The sequence below is a fragment of the Cellulophaga sp. F20128 genome (genome assembly GCF_023015805.1).
Taxonomy (GTDB): Bacteria; Bacteroidota; Bacteroidia; order Flavobacteriales; family Flavobacteriaceae; genus Cellulophaga.
In genome coordinates this window covers 466329-486379 of sequence record NZ_JALKBA010000001.1, presented here as the reverse complement: position 1 = coordinate 486379, position 20051 = coordinate 466329, and the positions used below count along the sequence as shown (strand labels likewise).

At 36.3% G+C, this 20051-nt stretch carries 12 protein-coding genes; 11 read left to right on the top strand and 1 reads right to left on the bottom strand.

Going from position 1 to position 20051, the window contains the following annotated elements:
* Positions 1 to 6: 6 nt before the first annotated feature.
* From atpG to MWU65_RS17785, 9 genes are all read left to right on the top strand, one after another.
* Positions 7 to 867, top strand: a complete 861-nt coding sequence (gene atpG, locus MWU65_RS02050; RefSeq protein WP_247075353.1) for an ATP synthase F1 subunit gamma — start codon at positions 7 to 9, stop codon at positions 865 to 867.
* A gap of 274 nt (positions 868 to 1141) precedes the next feature.
* Positions 1142 to 2557 (top strand): glycogen/starch synthase, encoded by a 1416-nt coding sequence (locus MWU65_RS02045; RefSeq protein WP_247075351.1) that lies wholly within the window; start codon positions 1142 to 1144, stop codon positions 2555 to 2557.
* Positions 2551 to 3819 carry a glucose-1-phosphate adenylyltransferase gene (locus MWU65_RS02040; protein ID WP_247075393.1) on the top strand — a complete coding sequence of 423 codons (1269 nt, stop codon included), beginning with the start codon at positions 2551 to 2553 and terminating at the stop codon, positions 3817 to 3819. Before MWU65_RS02045 ends, MWU65_RS02040 begins: the two co-directional genes overlap by 7 nt.
* Before the next feature lies 1 nt (position 3820).
* Positions 3821 to 5731, top strand: a complete 1911-nt coding sequence (gene glgB, locus MWU65_RS02035; protein ID WP_247075350.1) for a 1,4-alpha-glucan branching protein GlgB — start codon at positions 3821 to 3823, stop codon at positions 5729 to 5731.
* Positions 5732 to 5878: 147 nt separating this feature from the next.
* Entirely contained in the window at positions 5879 to 8284 is a 2406-nt protein-coding gene (locus tag MWU65_RS02030) for a glycoside hydrolase family 31 protein (protein ID WP_247075349.1), read from the top strand.
* Between the two features lie 137 nt (positions 8285 to 8421).
* The gene (locus MWU65_RS02025; protein WP_247075348.1) at positions 8422 to 8931 is read left to right on the top strand and encodes a hypothetical protein; all 510 of its coding nucleotides are present in this window, start codon (positions 8422 to 8424) and stop codon (positions 8929 to 8931) included.
* Between the two features lie 51 nt (positions 8932 to 8982).
* Positions 8983 to 10443 carry an oligosaccharide flippase family protein gene (locus tag MWU65_RS02020; RefSeq protein ID WP_247075347.1) on the top strand — a complete coding sequence of 487 codons (1461 nt, stop codon included), beginning with the start codon at positions 8983 to 8985 and terminating at the stop codon, positions 10441 to 10443.
* Positions 10440 to 10874 carry a dUTP diphosphatase gene (dut, locus tag MWU65_RS02015; RefSeq protein WP_247075343.1) on the top strand — a complete coding sequence of 145 codons (435 nt, stop codon included), beginning with the start codon at positions 10440 to 10442 and terminating at the stop codon, positions 10872 to 10874. Before MWU65_RS02020 ends, dut begins: the two co-directional genes overlap by 4 nt.
* A 467-nt stretch (positions 10875 to 11341) precedes the next feature.
* Positions 11342 to 12400, top strand: a complete 1059-nt coding sequence (locus MWU65_RS17785) for an OmpA family protein (RefSeq protein WP_247075342.1) — start codon at positions 11342 to 11344, stop codon at positions 12398 to 12400.
* A 465-nt stretch (positions 12401 to 12865) separates the two neighbouring features.
* Here the strand turns inward: MWU65_RS17785 and MWU65_RS02005 are convergent, their stop codons facing one another.
* Positions 12866 to 14158 carry an aminopeptidase P N-terminal domain-containing protein gene (locus MWU65_RS02005; RefSeq protein WP_247075341.1) on the bottom strand — a complete coding sequence of 431 codons (1293 nt, stop codon included), beginning with the start codon at positions 14156 to 14158 and terminating at the stop codon, positions 12866 to 12868.
* 476 nt (positions 14159 to 14634) lie between these two features.
* Between MWU65_RS02005 and MWU65_RS02000 the strand changes: the two genes are divergently transcribed.
* Both MWU65_RS02000 and MWU65_RS01995 read left to right on the top strand, forming a co-directional pair.
* Entirely contained in the window at positions 14635 to 17478 is a 2844-nt protein-coding gene (locus MWU65_RS02000) for a sialidase family protein (RefSeq protein WP_247075340.1), read from the top strand.
* Between the two features lie 2 nt (positions 17479 to 17480).
* Positions 17481 to 20006 carry a c-type cytochrome gene (locus MWU65_RS01995; protein WP_247075339.1) on the top strand — a complete coding sequence of 842 codons (2526 nt, stop codon included), beginning with the start codon at positions 17481 to 17483 and terminating at the stop codon, positions 20004 to 20006.
* Positions 20007 to 20051 lie beyond the last annotated feature (45 nt).

The following is a 20051-nucleotide window of genomic DNA, read 5'->3' as shown; positions in this document are numbered from 1 at the left end:
TAAAATATGGCAAACTTAAAAGAAATACGGAACAGAATAGCATCAGTATCTTCAACGATGCAGATTACAAGTGCCATGAAAATGGTATCTGCCGCTAAGTTGAAGAAAGCACAAGATGCAATTACTGCAATGCGGCCTTATTCTGATAAATTAACGGAGCTTTTACAAAGCTTAAGTGCTAATTTAGATGCGGATTCTAGTAGTAAATATGCAGAAGAACGAGAAGTTAAAAAAGTGTTGATTGTTTCCATTACATCAAACCGTGGTTTGTGTGGTGCTTTTAATTCCAACATTCTAAAGCAAAGTGTTTCTTTAGCACAAAACAACTATGCCGGAAAAGAGGTAGATTATCTTGTTATCGGCAAAAAAGCAAACGACTTTCTTGGAAAGAACAATACTGTTGTAGCAAACCATAGTGAAGTGTTTGATGACTTAACCTTTGATAATGTTGCCGCCATTGCTGAGGACCTTATGGAGCAATTTAGTAGTGGATCTTACGATAGAATTGATGTAGTCTACAATAAGTTTAAAAATGCTGCTACACAAATTGTAATGACAGAGCAATTTTTACCAATTGCCCCTATTGAAGGAGAAATTGCAACGAGCACAGATTATATCTTCGATCCTTCGGAAAGTGAGATTGTTGAACAATTAATACCAAAATCCCTAAAAACACAATTGTATAAAAGTGTTAGGGACTCTTTTGCAAGTGAACATGGCGCACGTATGACAGCCATGCACAAAGCAACAGATAATGCAACTGAGTTAAGAGATCAGCTTAAACTTAAATACAACAAGGCAAGACAAGCTTCAATTACAAATGAAATCTTAGAAATTGTTGGTGGTGCAGAAGCACTTAATAATTAAAAGAGCGTCATTCAGGTATTAATCTGAAGCGTTGATTCGCAATAGATTAGCTTTAAAATTTATATTGATTTAAAACCTCACTTTCTAGTGAGGTTTTTTTATGCACTAAAGTATTTTTATTTTTTTTCAACTTATTATCTCAATATCTTAAAATTTATGCCTAAATTTTAGGATGTATTAGCAAAGTGGGTTAAGTGAGTGCGTATTTATCATTATTTCTAAAGTTAAATTCCAAAACAAAACAAGGGTTTTTTAAATTATCTAATATCTATATATGCAAATTATTCATATAAGTGCAGAATGTTATCCAGTAGCCAAAGTTGGAGGATTGGCAGATGTTGTTGGATCCCTCCCAAAATACCAAAACAAACTTGGTTATACTAGTGCGGTAATTATGCCGTATTACAAGAATAAGTTTGTAGAGCAAAACTCCTTTAAAACCATATATGAATCTACTGTAGCTCTTGGGGTTTATAAATTAAACTTTAGCATACGAATGCTTGCCAATAACCCCCTAGATTTTGATGTCTATTTTGTAGATGTTCCAGAGCTATTGTATAAAGACTATGTATATTCTGCAAATGACACAGATCGGTTTATAGCTTTCCAAATAGCCGCCTTAGATTGGATACTAACCCTAGACAAAAAACCAGAAATTATTCATTGTCATGACCATCATACAGGGCTTATTCCTTTTATGTTACAAGAGTGCCATAACTATAAAAGTTTAAATAAAATTCCGGTTGTAACCACAATTCACAATGCCCAATATCAGGGATGGTTTTCACATGAAAAAGTAGATCTTATTCCAGAGTTTGATTTTCATAATGTAGGCCTATTAGACTGGGGAAGTTCTATAAACCCACTTGCTGCAGCTATAAAATGCGCTTGGAGCGTAACTACCGTTTCCCCGAGCTATATGGAAGAATTGCAATTAGAGGCAAATGGTTTGGAAGGTTTATTAAGTGCTGAAAGAAGTAAGAGCGTTGGCATACTAAATGGTATTGATGCCAAGGTATGGAATCCAGAAACAGATACCTATATCGTTCAAAACTATACAGAAAAAACTGTTGCGGCAGGCCGTCAGGCAAATAAGGCTTGGCTTTGTAAGGAATTTAATCTAGATATAGAAAAACCATTATTTGCATTTATAGGAAGATTAGTAGGTGAAAAAGGGGCAGACTTATTGCCAGAGGCCATATTCAAGGCGTTAAAAAGTAACGAAATAAATGTGCTCGTATTAGGCTCTGGACAGTCAGAGATAGAATCGGCACTGTTTGGATTAATAGAGCTGTATCCGGGAGCCTATAACGCCTTTATAGGATACGATGAAAAACTATCGCATATTATCTATGCGGGAGCAGATTTTCTATTAATGCCATCGCGGGTAGAGCCTTGTGGGTTAAACCAAATGTATGCCCTGCGATATGGAACTATCCCCATTGTAAGGAGTATAGGAGGTTTAAAAGATACTATTACCGATATAACGGAAGCAGACGGATTTGGAATTTGTCACCAGGAAGTTAATGTGGACGAAATGATCAATGCGATAGAGCGGGGTACAGCACTCTATAAAACCAAGACAAAATTTATAAAAATAAGAAGGTATATTATGGGAATTGACCACTCATGGGATGCCTCTGCACTTCAATATATTAATTTGTATAAAGCACTAAATAACCAATTATGAACGAGAAAGTATTATCCATTATCTTAGGTGGAGGCCAAGGCTCCAGATTGTATCCATTAACGGCAGCAAGATCTAAACCAGCGGTACCAATTGCTGGAAAATATAGATTGGTAGACATACCAATATCGAATTGTATAAATTCTAATATTAAAAGAATGTTTGTGTTAACACAGTTTAATTCAGCATCTTTAAATAAGCATATCAAAAACACCTATCACTTTAGTTTTTTTAGCGCTGCTTTTGTAGATGTTTTGGCTGCAGAACAAACCCCAGATAACGAAACTTGGTTTCAAGGAACTGCAGATGCAGTGCGTCAAAGCATGCACCATTTCTTACTGCATGATTTTGAATATGCGCTGATATTATCCGGAGATCAATTGTATCATATGAATTATAATGATATGGTACAAAAGCATATAGATAGTAAGGCCGATATTACTATAGGAACGGTTCCAGTAAAAGCCAAGGAAGCTCCTGCTTTTGGAATTTTAAAAACCGATGATGAAGATAATATTACATCCTTCATTGAAAAACCAAGCGCAGATCTGTTGCCAGAATGGACCTCTCCAGTAAGTGAAGAGATGAAATCAGAAGGCCGAAATCATTTGGGATCTATGGGGATCTATGTGTTTAATAGAGAACTGTTAATTGAACTAATGAAAGATGAGTCTACTGTAGATTTTGGTAAGGAAATAATACCACAGTCAATAGGAAAGCGTAAAGTGACAAGTTATCAGTTTGAGGGCTATTGGACAGATATTGGTAATATAGAATCATTTTTTGAAGCCAATATTGGACTTACTGATGATATCCCAAAATTTAACCTGTATGATATGAATCAAAGGGTGTATACCAATGCAAGGATTTTACCTACTTCCAAAATATCAGAGACTGAGTTTAAAAAAACTGTAATTGCTGAGGGATGTATTATTCATGCAAAAAAAATTGAATCATCTGTTATAGGTGTTCGGTCTAGAATTGGTAAGGGTTCTGTGGTGACAAACACATATATGATGGGAAATGATTACTATGAATCTTTGGAAGAAATAGAAAAGAATAAAATCGAAATTTTGGCGGGTATTGGAGAGAATTGCATCATTAATAAAGTTATAATTGACAAGAATTGTAGGGTTGGAGATAATGTAACCATAAACGGAGGAAACCATTTAGAGGATACAGAAACAGACACCTATGTTATAAAAGAAGGCATTGTAGTTATTAAAAAAGGCGCAGTAATTCCTAGCGGATACGTAATTGAATAGTATGACAAAAACAATACCTTATAGTTTGTTTACAGACTTTGATATCGATTTATTTAAAAGTGGAAAGCACTATCAACTTTATAAAAAATTAGGGTCACACCTTGTAACTGTAGACGGGCAAAAAGGCACTTATTTTGCTGTATGGGCACCATCAGCAAAAGCTGTATCTGTTATTGGCGATTTTAATTTTTGGGTAGAGGGCGATAACCAATTAGATGTGCGATGGGACAGTTCTGGTATCTGGGAAGGGTTTATTCCAGGTGTAGGACAAGGAGAAAAGTACAAATATAAAATACAGAGCAACCACAACAATATTACTACAGAAAAAGCAGATCCCTATGCTTTGAGTTGTGAACATCCACCAAACACAGCTTCCATTGTATGGGATTTAAAATACAAATGGAAAGATACGGCTTGGATGAAAAATAGAAAGGATGTAAATGCTTTAGATAAGCCGTATTCTGTATATGAAGTACATTTGGGTTCATGGAGACGCAATGCCGAAGAAGATAGGCCATTAACCTATCTAGAGCTGGCAGATGAACTGGTAAATTATTTAAAAGAAACTCAATTTACACACGTAGAATTTATGCCCATTATGGAGTATCCCTATGATCCTTCTTGGGGGTATCAGGTAACGGGTTATTTTGCACCAACATCTAGATTTGGCAAGCCAGAAGATTTTATGTTGCTTGTAGATACATTACACCAAAATAATATTGGAGTCCTTCTAGATTGGGTGCCTTCGCATTTTCCTGAAGATGCGCACGGCCTTGGTTTCTTTGATGGTACTTGCGTATACGAACATCCAGACCGAAAAAAAGGGTATCATAACGACTGGAAAAGCCTGATATTTAATTACGGGCGCAATGAAGTAAAATCCTTTTTAATAAGTAATGCTTTATTTTGGTTAGAGCAATACCATGCAGATGGTTTAAGGGTAGATGCTGTTGCTTCCATGTTGTATTTGGATTATTCCAGAGAAGATGGGGAGTGGGACCCTAACATCTATGGAGGAAATGAGAATTTAGAAGCAATAGCCTTTATTAAAGAATTAAATGAAGCCGTCTATAAAAATTTCCCTGACGTACAAACCATTGCAGAAGAATCTACCAATTTTCCAATGGTTTCTAAGCCCATTTATTCCGGAGGCTTAGGCTTTGGAATGAAATGGATGATGGGATGGATGCATGATACCTTAGAATATTTTAAAAAAGAAAGTATCTATAGAAAACACCATCAAAACGATTTAACCTTTAGCATGACTTATGCATTTACGGAGAACTTTATGCTCCCCTTTTCGCATGATGAGGTGGTGTACGGTAAAAAATCCATTCGTGGAAGAATGACAGGTGATGAATGGCAGCAATTTGCCAACCTAAGACTGCTGTATGGTTATATGTTTACGCACCCAGGAACAAATTTAATGTTCATGGGGAGCGAATTTGGACAAAGTGAGGAATGGAATTTTCAAGGGAGCCTAGATTGGCATTTGTTAGCCTATGATTTTCACAAAGGAATTAAAGATTTGGTAACAGATTTAAATATCCTTTACAGGAACAACCCGGCATTGTATGAAAAACAGTTTAGCAATGAAGGCTTCGAATGGATTGATTATGGTGATGCAGAAAATTCTGTTATTTCCTTTATTAGAAAAGGAAACAATTCAGAAGAGGACCTAGTGGTTGTTTGCAACATGACACCCGTAGTGCGAGAAAAATATCAAATTGGAATTCCAAGGAAAGGTTCTTTAAAACCAATTTTTAATACAGACAATAAAAAATACAACGGTAGTGGCATTGTAAGTAACAGAAAAGTAAGTGTTAAGAAGGCAAAATGGCAAAATATGCCTTTCTCAGCAGTCATCACTTTACCTTCATTAGCCGTTATGGTGTATAAACTAGAACAATAGACGCTATAGAATTCACAATGAAAGCAGACCAATTTTCCATTTAAACAATTAAAATCAACGTTAATCGTATAGATACTAAATCTTTGCAAGATAATTTTTAATGTTGCCGGAAAGCTGTTCATTTGTACTGACAAATAAAAACTAACTATGATTACCAATACAGAACTAGAATATAAAGGAAACCTTTTTCCTGGAAAGATAATTACCTATGAAAAGAATGTAGACACTTTAGTATTTGAGGCAGATAACGGAATTTTGTTACAGCTAACTGTACTCAGAGATAGTGTATTACGTTTCAGGTATTCTACGGCCCATAATTTAGATCAGGATTTTTCGTATGCCATTACAAAATATGCGAGTAGGGGATACAATCATCTAACAATACAGGAAGAAGATGACCGGTATATCATTACTACTGCCAAACTGATTTGTAATATCTATAAGGCAGATATGAGAAAATCTATCTATGATGCAGCAGATAAGACGCTTATTAGTGAAGATGAATTGGGGTTTCATTGGGAAGAAAGTTACGAGTTTGGAGGTGATGTAGTAAAAATGAGTAAGGTTTGTGAAGACGGAGAAAGCTTTTATGGTTTAGGCGATAAGCCAGTTCATCTTAACTTAAAAGGAAAACGTTTTGAAAATTGGGTAACAGATTCCTATGCCTATGGTAAAGGAACAGACCCCATTTATAAGACCATTCCTTTTTATACAGCCCTTCACAATGGAAAGTCGTACGGAATATTTTTTGATAATACCTTTAGATCATTTTTCGATTTTTCACACGAGAGAAGAAATGTAACAAGTTTTTGGGCTCAAGGTGGTGAAATGAATTACTACTTTATTTACGGTCCAAAAATGACAGACGTTGTGGCTAATTATACAGACCTTACAGGTAAACCACACCAATTACCTCCGCTTTGGGCCTTAGGGTACCACCAATGTAAATGGAGCTATTACCCAGAATCTAAAGTAAAGGAGGTAACTAATAAATTTAGGGAACTTAAAATACCATGTGATGCCATTTATTTGGATATCGATTATATGGAAGGTTTTCGATGTTTTACCTGGAATAAAAAGTATTTCCCAGATCCGAAACGAATGGTGAAGGAGTTAGAAGACGATGGTTTTAAAACAGTTGTTATCATAGATCCAGGAATTAAGATTGATATGGAATATGATGTCTTTAAGGAAGGTTTAGAGAACGATTATTTTTGTAAGCGTGCAGACGGGCCTTATATGAAAGGGAAAGTATGGCCTGGAGAGTGTTATTTTCCAGATTTCACCAACCCCAAGGTAAGAGAATGGTGGTCTGGTCTTTTTAAAGAATTAATAGAAGAAATAGGCGTTAGAGGTGTTTGGAATGATATGAATGAGCCAGCCGTTATGGAAGTTCCTAACAAATCATTCCCCAACGATGTGCGTCATGATTATGATGGAAACCCATGTAGCCATAGAAAAGCGCATAACATATACGGAATGCAAATGGCAAGGGCTACATACCAAGGGCTAAAGAAGTACGCTTATCCGCAGCGGCCTTTTGTAATAACCCGTTCAGCCTACTCAGGTACACAAAGATATACGTCTACCTGGACAGGTGATAATATTGCTTCTTGGGAGCATTTATGGATTGCAAACATTCAAGCACAACGCATGTGTATGTCTGGATTTTCCTTTGCAGGGTCAGACATTGGTGGATTTGCAGAACAACCTAACGGTGAATTATACGCAAGGTGGATTCAATTAGGTGTTTTTCACCCGTTTTGTAGAACCCACTCATCAGGAGATCACGGTGAGCAAGAACCTTGGACCTTTGGCGATGAAATTACAGATGTTGTACGAAAGTTTATAGAAATAAGGTACCAACTTTTGCCGTATTTGTACAGTACATTTTGGCAATATGCTAATGAGGGAACTCCAATGCTAAAATCATTAGTACTTTTTGATCAAGAAGATGTTCAAACACACTTTAGAACAGATGAATTTCTCTTTGGAGATCATATTTTAGCATGTCCAATTATAGAGCCTAATGCCAAAGGGCGTAGAATGTATGTGCCTAGAGGGAATTGGTACAATTACTGGAATGATGAGGTGGTAGTTGGTGGCAAGGAACGTTGGGTAGATGCAGATTTAGATAGTATGCCATTATTTGTAAAAGAAGGTGCTATTATACCAAAATATCCTGTGCAGCAGTATGTAGGGGAGTTGGTTATTGAACAACTTACTTTAGATACGTATTATAAAGTAGGAAGTGAAAAATCTATGGTATATGAAGATGCAAATGACGGCTATGACTATATCAAAGGACGGTATAGCTTGCGTAATTTTAAATTAACAGGGAAAGAGAACCAACTTATTATTCAACAACACAAGTCTGGTAAGTTTATTACAACCTATGATACGTTTAAAATTAAATTACATGGATTGCCATTTACCATTGCAAAAATTGAAGTAGATAATGAAGAAATTCTATTTGCAGATTTAGAATTAAATGAAGGCAATACCTTTGTAGTGAGCAAGGATTTTAATGAGCTCCATATCATTGGTGAATAAATAGTATGGTTACGAATATAAATCTCACTACTTGGTAGTGAGATTTTTTGCTTTATAGAAAGTCAGTATTTTATTCACGTTTATACGTGGCATCAATTTTGTCATTGTATCTTTATAGACATAGAAAACATAAACAAATGAAAAATACGATATATAGTTTTTTGGTAGTAACCGTGCTCGTAACTAGTTGTTCTTCTCAGAAAAATTTGGTAAACAGTGCCCCTTTTCAAATAGGAGAAGGGTATTCTCAAGAATGGATTGGCGGAAAAGAAGCAACTGGTAGCGGATTATTAGTGAAAATTCCTGTTTCGGAAATTGAAGGATATACGCTAAACACACTTTTTTTTAGGGGACAACAGGCCTATGTTAAAATAGAGACAGAAGAAGGGCAAAAGTTTGTTGTAGCCAAGTTTGATAAAGAAAGGAAAGTTGCGCCTCACGATATAGTAGCCCATGCAGACCCTAGAGAAGAATTTGGAAATAAACCAATTAAAAATGAGGCGAAGGAAGAATTAGAATTTCCATTTACCTTGGCAGACGATGAAGCGGTATTGAGTTATATTCAAAAAAGTACCATCAATTATGTGAAAGTAAAGGGAGTTAAAGACAAACCTGCTTTAATCTATTCTTCTAAACCAAGAGAATGACTTTGTTTACTAGAGGATTAATACCTACTTTTAAACACTAATTAAACAGCATTGAATCCGTTAAAAAAACTCTTTAAACAAACTTTTGTTTACGGCTTGGCAACTGTATTGCCTAGGATGCTAACATTTCTGTTACTTCCGCTGTATACCTACGTTTTTAAGACAGAAGGATATGGAGAGTTTTCAATTATCTACGCCTATATCGCAATCTTCAATGTTTTTTTAGCCTATGGTATGGAAACTGCATTTTTTAGATTTTATACCAATGCAAAGGATAAAAACACCGTTATTTCAACTTCATTGTTGTCTATTTTGGGAAGCAGCCTGCTTTTTTTGGTGCTTGCCTATAGTTTCAGGAACAGCATAGCAAGTGTTATTAGCATTGATGTTGCCTATGTAAAATACGCCATATGGATCTTAACTTTAGATGCGTTGGTGATTGTGCCATTTTCCTGGCTTAGAGCTACGGAAAAGCCCATGAAATACGCGGTGGTTAAGTTAATTAATGTGGCCATTAATACGGGTATTACTGCAATTTTCTTATATGTTATCCCAGAAATATTGGTAAAAAGTCCAGATTCCATTTTAAAAAGCATTTACATACCCAATTTTGAGTTTTCCTACCTCCTTATAGCTAATCTTTTGGCTAGTTTGGTAACCCTATTTTTATTAATTCCGTTGTATTTTAAAACGAAATATATATTTGATGTAGTGCTTTGGCGGCAAATGATGAAATATGCCACACCTATTTTGGTGGCGGGTATAGCTTTTTCTATCAATGAAGTTTTTGATCGTATTTTATTAGAAAATTTACTGCCGGAAGACATCGCTAAAAGTGAAATAGGAAAGTATTCTGCCTGTTATAAGCTCGCCTTGTTTATGACCCTGTTTGCCACAGCATTTCGCATGGGAGTAGAGCCATTCTTTTTTAGTCATTCTACATCAGAAAATCCACAGAAAACCTATGCGCAAATAACCAATTATTTTGTGATTATAGGGAGTGTTATTTTCTTAGCGGTCATTGTATTTATAGATGTTATTAAAGAAATATTTATTACTAAAGAGGCGTATTGGGAAGCCATGCCTATAGTGCCTATTGTGCTGTTGGCTGCTTTCTTTCTAGGGATCTATCACAACCTTTCAGTTTGGTATAAGGTTACGGATAAGACAAGGTATGGCGCATTTATTTCGTTAATTGGGGCAGGGTTAACTATAGTAATTAACTTTTTATTCATTCCGAAAATTGGGTATGTTGCCTCTGCTTTAGCCACCTTAGCTGCCTATGGCTCTATGATGGTGCTGTCCTATTACTTTGGAAAAAAGAATTATCCAATTCCGTACAACATGCGTAAAATAGCATTTTATTTTTCCATCTCGGTACTGTTGTCTATCATTTCCTTTTATGTTTTTGATCGGAATTTGTGGATCGGTTGCATCTTACTATTTTTGTTTTTAGGGTTGGTTTATAAAATGGAAAACGAAGTATTAAAAAAAATAATCAGTAAAAAATGACAATTAAATTACTAAATAAATCGGCACATCCCACTCCAAAATACGAAACGCTTGCTTCTGCAGGGATGGATCTTAGAGCTAATATATCTACACCTATTACCTTAGAGCCTTTGCAAAGAGCTATTATCACTACCGGACTTTTTATAGAATTACCGGTAGGCTATGAAGCACAGGTACGTCCTAGAAGCGGATTGGCCGCTAAAAAGGGAATAACAGTCTTAAATGCTCCAGGTACCGTAGATGCGGATTATAGAGGGGAAATAGGTGTTATATTGGTTAACCTATCTCAGGACAATTTTACGGTTGAAGACGGAGAACGTATTGCGCAATTGGTCATTGCAAAACACGAAAGGGCAGAATGGGTTGAAGTAGATAAATTATCAGAAACCTCACGAGGTGAAGGTGGTTTTGGAAGTACCGGGACCAAATAATAGAAACTGCTAGCGGTTGAATCGGATTCTCAGGGAGCAATTGTTTTTGACGATGCCTTGCTTGGCAAAGGGTGTATTTGTATGTTTAATGATTAGGTGATTTGTATTGGAGATTACCGTGTTTTGGAAGTAGAGATTCTTGCCTTTTGCCTCTTAACAGACTACAAAAAAACAACAGACAGATGGTGTGTTGTAAGAAAAAACCTACTGTATATCATTGATTTACAATTATTTACGTAAATAAAGATGCTTATGTCCTTTTGATTTTAGGCCCTTTCGACTTACTTTTTTAGACGTTCACAGACAACAACCTATTGTTTCACAACATAGCGCTGTAAAAATTGCAATAAACATAAAGGTTCAAGGTTACTATAAAACGGGAGTACCAACTTAAAACCAATAGCCTTATGTCTCACTTCTTTCTTTATTTTCGTCGATATCTTTGCTTTGTTGCAGGATTCACTTTCGTGTTTTTAGGAAAACTCAATGCTCAAAATTTAATCCAAAATCCAAGTTTTGAATCGTCGCAAAAATGCTCTAACAAAGTAGGTAATTTTAATGAAGATGTTACAGATTGGTTCAATCCATCCCAAGGAACTTCCGATTATTTTAATGATTGTAGTGAAGAAATGCATACCTCACAAAATTTTATTGGTAGGCAAACGGTGCATGACGGAAAGGCCTTTGCCGGTTTTTATATGTACGGTCCTGATAATTATCGGGAATATATTACCGCATCAATTTTGGAGCCTTTAGAACAGGGAAAGCGCTATAAAATTTCATTTATGGTTAGTTTGGCAGAGAAATCTGGACTCTCAGTAGACCAGTTTGAAATTCTTTTTACAGAAAACAATCCAAAATGGGAAACCAACAAAAACATAGAAATTGAAAATTTAAAAGAAGAAAATCATTTAAATTTTGTGCGTTCTAGTAATCCTGTTTTTTATTCCAATAAAACAGAATGGATTCGTGTTTCTGCAGATTTTGTAGCCAATGGAACGGAGAAGTTTATGACTTTAGGTAATTTTAAAAGGAACCTGGCTACCAAAACAGAGGAAACAGGTCAGCATCAGAGAAAGGCAGCCTATTATTATTTTGATATGGTGTCGCTTACAAAAGATACCTATCAGTTTAATTTAGATGAAATCTATGTTGTAAAGGACTTCTTGTTTACTCCTGATAGTTTTGAGATTCATAAGGGGTCAAAAAGTCAACTAAAAGCACTTTTAACCCACCTTAAGCGTAACCCAGAGTTAAACCTTACCATTTATGGGCATTCTGACGGGAAAGGAAATAAGAATTACAATAAAGAACTTTCTGAAAAAAGAGCAAAAGCGGTAGGAGAGTTTTTGTTAGATAACGGTTTAGGTTTTGATCGAATTTCTTGGAGGGGTTATGGAGATAAAATTCCACTAACAACAAACCATACTAAAACAAAAAATTTGCAAAATAAACGACTTGAGTTTGTAGTTTCTAAAGGAAAACAAAATGGGTATGCAAATAGTATGTTTGAAGATCAAGAATAACAATATAGTAGAAATTGTAAAAAAAGGCTGAGGTGAACTAATTCATCTTAGCTTTTTCCATTACACAAAGCATCCGATTTGAATTTAAAATGCTTATAATTATTTATAAAATTCTCATAAGATTATAAATTAATTGCCTTACCTTTAAACAACATACCAATAGTTATTTTTATTCGTTTGTCAACTTTTTTAAGTTTACATATTATTAAACAATTAGTGTATATAATTTGTGTAATTATCACAAAACATTTTAGTTACATAATTTTATATGAACATTATAGTGAAAGAAGTAAGGAAGTATTCACTAATTATTTTATTGCATTTCTGAATGGTTTAAAAAGTTGAATATTTACTTATGGCTCAAAGATTACCAACAAATGAAGAAGTGAATAGAATACAAAAACCACCCTTAAAATACTCATTGGTATTTTAAGGGTGGCTTATTATAAAGACATTTATTTGGTCTTAAGACTGCATTAAAGCTTCAATCTCATCGGCTTCAATAGGTATGTTTGCCATTAAATTAAATGGTGCTCCTTTGGCTTGAATAACAACATCATCTTCTAGTCGGATGCCCATATTTTCTTCAGGAATATAAATACCAGGCTCAACGGTAAAAACCATATTGGCTTTCATTGGAGCCTTTAGGTCTCCATAATCGTGCGTGTTTAGTCCAATATGATGACTAGTACCATGCATGAAATACTTTTTATAGGCTGGCCAGTTTTTATCTTCATTTTGCACATCTGCCTTGTCCAGTAAACCAAGACCTAGCAGTTCGCTGGTCATTAGATGGCCAACTTCTTTGTGGAATTCTGCCCAGAAAGTACCAGGAACCAACATATTGGTGGCTTCATTTTTTACGCGTAAAACAGCATTGTACACTTCTTTTTGACGTTTTGTAAACCTTCCGTTTACAGGAATAGTACGGGTTAAGTCACTAGAATAATTGGCGTATTCTGCAGCAACATCCATCAACAGCATATCGCCATCCTTACATTGTTGGTTGTTTTCTACATAATGCAAGACATTGGCATTGTTTCCAGAGGCTATTATGGGTGTATACGCAAAACCTTTTGAGCGGTTACGTATAAATTCGTGCAATAATTCGGCTTCAATTTCATATTCCCATACCCCGGGTTTTACAAAGCTTAACAAACGTCTAAAACCTTTTTCGGTAATATTACAGGCGTTTTGTAGCAAGGCTATTTCTTCAGGTTCTTTTACACCTCTAATGGCATGTAGAATAGGGTTGCTTTTTGCCCATGAATGCGCAGGGTAATCTGCCTTGCATTTTTTTATAAAGCGATCTTCCCTAGTTTCAGTTTCAACCGCTTGGCGGTAATGCTCATTGGTGTTAAAATATACGGTATCGGTTTCTGTCATCAAATCAAAAAAGACTTTGTCAAAATCCGTCAACCAATATACAGTAGCAATCCCTGAGACTGCTGTTGCGCGCTCTTTGGTAAGTTTTTCACCTTCCCAAACGGCAATATGAGCATTTGTTTCACGTACAAATAACACTTCTCTATGTTTTGGATCTAGAGCATCGGGAAAAAGTAACAGTATCGTTTCTTCTTGGTCTGCTCCAGTAAGGTAAAAAATATCCCGATGCTGCTCAAAGGGCATAGTGCTATCTGCACCAATAGGATAAACATCATTAGAATTAAAAACAGCAATACTTTTTGGCTTCATAAGTGCCATAAATTTTTCGCGATTTTTTATAAATAATTTGGAATCAATAGGGTTGTATTTCATGTCTTAGAATTTCGTTTTTAATTATAGGTGTCTAACCTCGTAGTACAAAATTGAGGTATTACTAAAAGCTTTTGTCAAAAGTAAGGAATTTCAATTTTGGCACATACAAAAAGAAGTTAAAAAGGTACTTTCAAATTCCTAGAACAGCTCTAAATAAAAACTTGTCCCTTTTTATTTTATGGTCTACAAGACACCACGGTCAAAACCACCAGTTAAGGCATCGGCCAACTCCTAATCTATCAAAATTATGCGGCCAAATCTGTCTATAGCATCAGATTTAAGCAGCATCACTAAAGGGAAATACACTGTTATTTTTTTGACTAAAAAAGGAATTTAATTGGATTTAGGGTTGATATGAAATATAATTTTGTTGTAATACGCTTTATTTTATAACTTCACTTTTTTAAAAAAATAATGAAGATACCTGTCCATACTTGATTTGTACGGAACTTTTCATAGAAACCAAACACCTTAGAATGAAAAAATTTTTAGTGTTCTCTTTTTTACTTACGTCTGTAATGATTTGGGGGCAACAGCCAGAAGCAACATCAAAAAATCTGGTTAAAGAGGCTTTAAAAGCAAAAAAAGAAATGGAAGCTTCTTCCATCGTTAAAAATATTCCTTTTACAAATATTGGCCCTACAGTAATGAGTGGTCGTGTGGCAGATTTGGATGTTAACCCAAGCGATCCTTCAGAATTTTATGTGGGTTATGCATCGGGCGGGTTGTGGTATACCAACAATAATGGCATCACTTTTACTCCAGTTATGGATAATGCACCAACTCAAAATATTGGTGATATTGCAGTGAACTGGAACAACGGAACCTTATGGGTGGGTACAGGAGAAAATAATTCTTCTCGGTCATCTTATGCTGGAATTGGAATTCTAAAATCTACAGATAAAGGAAAAACCTGGGAAAATATGGGATTGATGGATGCTCACCATATTGGTAGAATCCTAATAAATCCTTCCAATCCAGATGAGGTTGTGGTAGGTTCCATTGGTCATTTGTACTCTCCTAACGAGGAGCGTGGAATTTACAAGACTACAGATGGTGGCAAAACATGGAAGCAAACCCTATTTATAAACAAGGATACGGGTGTTATTGATATTGCCATAGCACCTAACAATTTTAAGGTCATGTATGCTGCCTCTTGGGAAAGAGAGCGTAAGGCTTGGAATTTTGTGGGAAGTGGTACCAACTCTGCTATTTATAAGAGTATAGATGGGGGGGAAACATGGAAGAACATCTCGGGTAACGGATTTCCTGTTGGTAGCGGTGTTGGTAGAATTGGACTGGCTGTTTTTGATGAAAATACGGTTTATGCCTTGCATGATAGTCAGTTTGAGTTTCCAGAAGAAAAAAATAAAGAAAAGAAAGGCGCTACCGATATGGCCTTTTACAATGAAATCTTTAACAATAGTACAGGTGAAGAATTTGTAGACCTCGATGATAAAGAAATAGACACCTATTTAAAATCGTATGGTTTTCATGAAAAGTATAGAGCTTTAAATATTAAAAACTTTATACAATCTAAGGCGTTAACACCTGGGGAAATACCTGGTTTTTTGCAAAGTAATCAGGCGATTCCTGCCTATGCCGTAACTGGTGCAGAGGTCTATTTGTCTATAAATGGAGGTACAACTTGGACGAAAAAAAACAAAGAAAAAATAAGTTTTTATTCGTCTTATGGTTATTACTTTGGTGAAATAAGGGTAGATCCACAAGATAAAAATGGTATTTATATTTTAGGCATTTCCTTGCTGAAATCTAAAGATGGGGGAGAAACTTATTCGTCTATTAGCCAAGAAAATGTACATGCAGATCATCAGGCATTTTGGGTAAACCCCAACCGCTCTGGGCATTTAATTAATGGCAATGACGGTGGATTAAACATGAGTTATGATGACGGTGAGAGTTGGTCTAAATTAAATTATGCGCCCGTAGGTCAGTTTTATTATGTTTTCGCTGACAATCAAAAACCGTACAATGTATATGGCGGTTTACAAGATAATGGGGTGTGGTATGGTCCAAACAATGCCAGAATAGACAAACGATGGGAACAAACAGGTCAAAATCCATACAAGTCCATTATGGGTGGAGATGGGATGCAAGTACAAGTAGATACTAGAGACCATAATATTGTTTATACAGGGTCTCAATTTGGAAGTTATTACCGTATAAATTTAGCAGACGGAAAACGTACAAGCATTACACCTAAAAGCAAAGAGAAAGAAGAAACTTTTCGTTATAACTGGCAAACACCAATTTTACTATCACCTCACAACCAAGATATTTTATATTTTGGAAGTAATATATTACATCGTTCTTTTAATCAAGGAGACGATTGGGAGGCTATCTCTGACGACTTAACCTTAGGAGGAAAAAAAGGGAACGTTGCGTATGGCACCCTCACAACCATTAGTGAAAGTCCATTTCAATTTGGTTTAATCTATGTGGGCTCAGATGATGGGTTAATTCAGCTCACAAAAAATGGAGGAGCATCTTGGCAAAATATTTCAGCGAGCTTACCTAAAAATATGTGGGTTAGTAGAGTTGTAGCATCAGCCCATAAAAAAGAAAGAGTCTATGCAACCTTAAACGGATACCGCTGGGATAATTTCACTGCTCAGGTGTATGTGTCTGATAATTATGGAGTAAGTTGGAAAAATATTGGTACTACTATTCCTGGAGCAGCCGTAAATGTCATTAAGGAAGACCCGGAAAATCCAAATGTTCTCTATGTAGGCTCAGATAACGGACTGTATGTTACTTTTAATAGCGGAGAAACCTGGAACTCTTTTATAAACGGAATCCCTAGTGTGGCAATACATGATTTAGTTATACAAGCAGAAGCCAAAGAAATGATCGTCGCAACCCATGGCAGAAGTCTATACAAGGCCAACATTGCCCTAATACAGCAGATGACACCAACGGTTTTAGAAAAGAAGTTGCACCTCTTTAAGGTTGAAGATCTTCAACATTCTGAACGATGGGGAACAGCTAGATATGGAAGGCCAAATACGCCAGGAATAGACATTCACTTTTATGCTGCCAAGGCAGGAGACTTTTCCGCTAAAATCTTAACTATGAATAATACAGAGGTTAGCGCTGTAGGGGTTACAGGAGAAAAAGGATTTAACGTACTTTCGTATGATGTCGCTTTTTCTAAAAAAGGCAAATCGAGCTACTTACAGAAAAACAAAGTAAAATTGGTTACGGCTAATGATGGTAAAACCTATTTGCCAAAAGGAAAATATAAAATACAGCTATCTGGAAACGGTAACTCTGAAGAAATTGAATTTGAAATAAACTAAGAATGTATAAAATTTTAATAGTAGTAACATTAGTCGTATTAAGTAGTTGTTCAGAACCCTTGGTGAGTGACCCTTCCATACAGGTGAAAGACGGATTTGTTGTTGAAAAACTCTATAGCCCAACTGCTAAAGAAAACGGCTCATGGGTGTCCATAACTAAGGATGACAAGGGTAGATTGATAACCTCAGACCAATATGGAAGCTTGTATTATGTAGATGCACCAAAAATTGGATCTAAAGACTCCGTTGTCGTGACCCCTTTTCCACTAGAAATGGGCAATGCACACGGACTGTTGTGGGCGTATAATAGTTTGTACGTTATGAAAAATGCCAATAATGGTAAAGAAAGTGGCTTGTATCGTATTACCGATAGCAATAATGATGGTGAATTGGATAAAATATCCTTTTTACATCAATTTATAGGGCAGGGAGAACACGGACCTCATGGCATTGTGTTGGGTCCTGATGGCTTGTTGTACATGTCTGGTGGTAACCATACCTCACTACCTGAAACTTTTAACTCCGTTCAGAAACCCATATGGGATGAAGACCAGTTATTGGGTTTAATAAAAGATCCTCGTGGGCATGCTAATAACGTAAAAGCACCGGGTGGTTGGGTGGCTAGAGCGGAGAAAGATGGAAGTAATTTTACCGTGATTGCAACGGGATTTAGAAATGCATACGACTTGGTTTTTAATGCCGAAGGGGAGTTATTTACGTTCGATTCTGATATGGAATGGGATATGGGTTCGCCTTGGTATAGGCCAATTAGAGTGTGTCATATTACACAGGGGTCAGAATTTGGATGGCGTACAGGTTCAGGAAAATGGCCCAGTTACTACCCAGATAATGTAGGTAGTGTAGTAGATATAGGTCAAGGCTCACCAACAGGTATGGTTTCCGGAAATGATTTAAACTTTCCAGAACCTTATAAGAGCGGAATGTTTGTGTTCGACTGGAGTTTTGGGACCATGTATTTCGTAAGTATGAAAGAAGAAGGGGCAAGTTATACCGGAACCTCTGAAGAATTTTTATCAGGGGCACCCCTACCGTTAACAGACGGTGTAGCGGGTGACGATGGGGCACTATATTTTGTTACCGGAGGACGAAGGCTAGAATCTGGATTGTATAGAGTGTCTCATAGAGATGCTTCTGCCTCTACAAAGGTAGCTGGTACTATTTCTGAGGCACAAGAAAGGCGTAAGAAACTAGAATCTTATGCTATAGGAGAAAAAGCAGATATGGATTTTCTTTGGAAATCCTTAGGAGATCAAGATAGTCGCATTAGCTATGCAGCTCGTGTTTCCTTGGAATATCAAGATGAGCAATTAGTAGTAGATAGATTTGCAGCCGAAAAAAATGTGGATATTTTAATCCAAACGGGCATTGCATTGGCAAGAACAGGGGAACAAGACAATAAGGCTATTGTTTTAGATAAGCTGATGACACTGTCGTTTGATACCATGAATACCCAGCAACAGATAAATTACATACGTGCAATAGATCTGCTGTTTATTCGTGGCGATTTTGATGCTCAAAGTAAAAAAGTAGTTTCTGAGAAATTGGGAGAAAGTTACCCTTCAAAAGACAATACCATAAATAGAGAATTGGTGCAATTGTTGGTGTATGTTGATGATCCCATGGTTGTAGATAAAACCCTTGGCTTGATCACCAATTTAAATACGACAAACAAAGCACCTGTTCTTAATAGTGAGGTAACCGGAAGAAGTGACCAGTATGGTAAAACGGTAGAGCAGATGAAGAAAAACACGCCGCCTTCTGAGCTTATGCATTATGTAAATGCCCTAAGTAAAGCAAAGGCCGGATGGAATGCTAGTAATAGGGAAGTGTATTTTAAAAAGTTTGCTACGCTCTTTGCTGCCAATGGCGGTGAAAGTTATGGTGGGTTTTTATTGAAAATGAGAGAAGCTGCTTTGGTCAATGTTCCTAAAGCAATACAAGATGAATTAATAGCCTTGTCTGGCGAGGAACTGGCGCAGGTAAATGCTTCAGATTTAAGTAATTTACCAAAACCCAAAGGACCTGGAAAGAATTGGAAAGTAGCAGAAGTACTAGCTATTGATGGTATTGGGGAGACTGGAAACCTTGAAAATGGCCAAAAAATGTACCAATCGGTTTTATGTGCTACTTGTCACACTGTAAATAACGAAGGTGGAAGCATTGGACCCAACTTAACACAGGTGGCAACCCGTTTTTCAGTGAAAGATATTGCAACAGCAATTATCAATCCAGATGCTGTGGTCTCGGATCAATATGAGGCGGTAGAAATAACCCTAAATAACGATAGGCAACATTGGGGAAGAATTGTATCTGAAAATGAAAACGAAGTGTTTTTAAACACAAACCCCCTCTCTGCAAAACAACAACTAAAAATTGCCAAAAAGGACATAAAAGACCAAAAGGTATCTCAACGATCTATCATGATGCCAAGCCTTATCAACAGGTTAAATGAAGCTGAGGTGAAAGATTTGTTTTACTTTTTAGCACAGCAGGCAAAATCAAAATAGATGAGTCTAAGTGTAACTGAGTTCCAATACAATTAGGATGTTTTT

Excerpts from the sequence above, each read along its gene's own strand:
- MWU65_RS02025 (WP_247075348.1), top strand. The coding sequence starts at position 8,422 with ATGAAAAATACGATATATAGTTTTTTGGTAGTAACCGTGCTCGTAACT.
- dut (WP_247075343.1), top strand. The coding sequence starts at position 10,440 with ATGACAATTAAATTACTAAATAAATCGGCACATCCCACTCCAAAATAC.
- MWU65_RS02005 (WP_247075341.1), bottom strand. The coding sequence starts at position 14,158 with ATGAAATACAACCCTATTGATTCCAAATTATTTATAAAAAATCGCGAA.
- glgB (WP_247075350.1), top strand. The coding sequence starts at position 3,821 with ATGACAAAAACAATACCTTATAGTTTGTTTACAGACTTTGATATCGAT.
- MWU65_RS02030 (WP_247075349.1), top strand. The coding sequence starts at position 5,879 with ATGATTACCAATACAGAACTAGAATATAAAGGAAACCTTTTTCCTGGA.
- MWU65_RS02045 (WP_247075351.1), top strand. The coding sequence starts at position 1,142 with ATGCAAATTATTCATATAAGTGCAGAATGTTATCCAGTAGCCAAAGTT.
- MWU65_RS02000 (WP_247075340.1), top strand. The coding sequence starts at position 14,635 with ATGAAAAAATTTTTAGTGTTCTCTTTTTTACTTACGTCTGTAATGATT.
- atpG (WP_247075353.1), top strand. The coding sequence starts at position 7 with ATGGCAAACTTAAAAGAAATACGGAACAGAATAGCATCAGTATCTTCA.
- MWU65_RS01995 (WP_247075339.1), top strand. The coding sequence starts at position 17,481 with ATGTATAAAATTTTAATAGTAGTAACATTAGTCGTATTAAGTAGTTGT.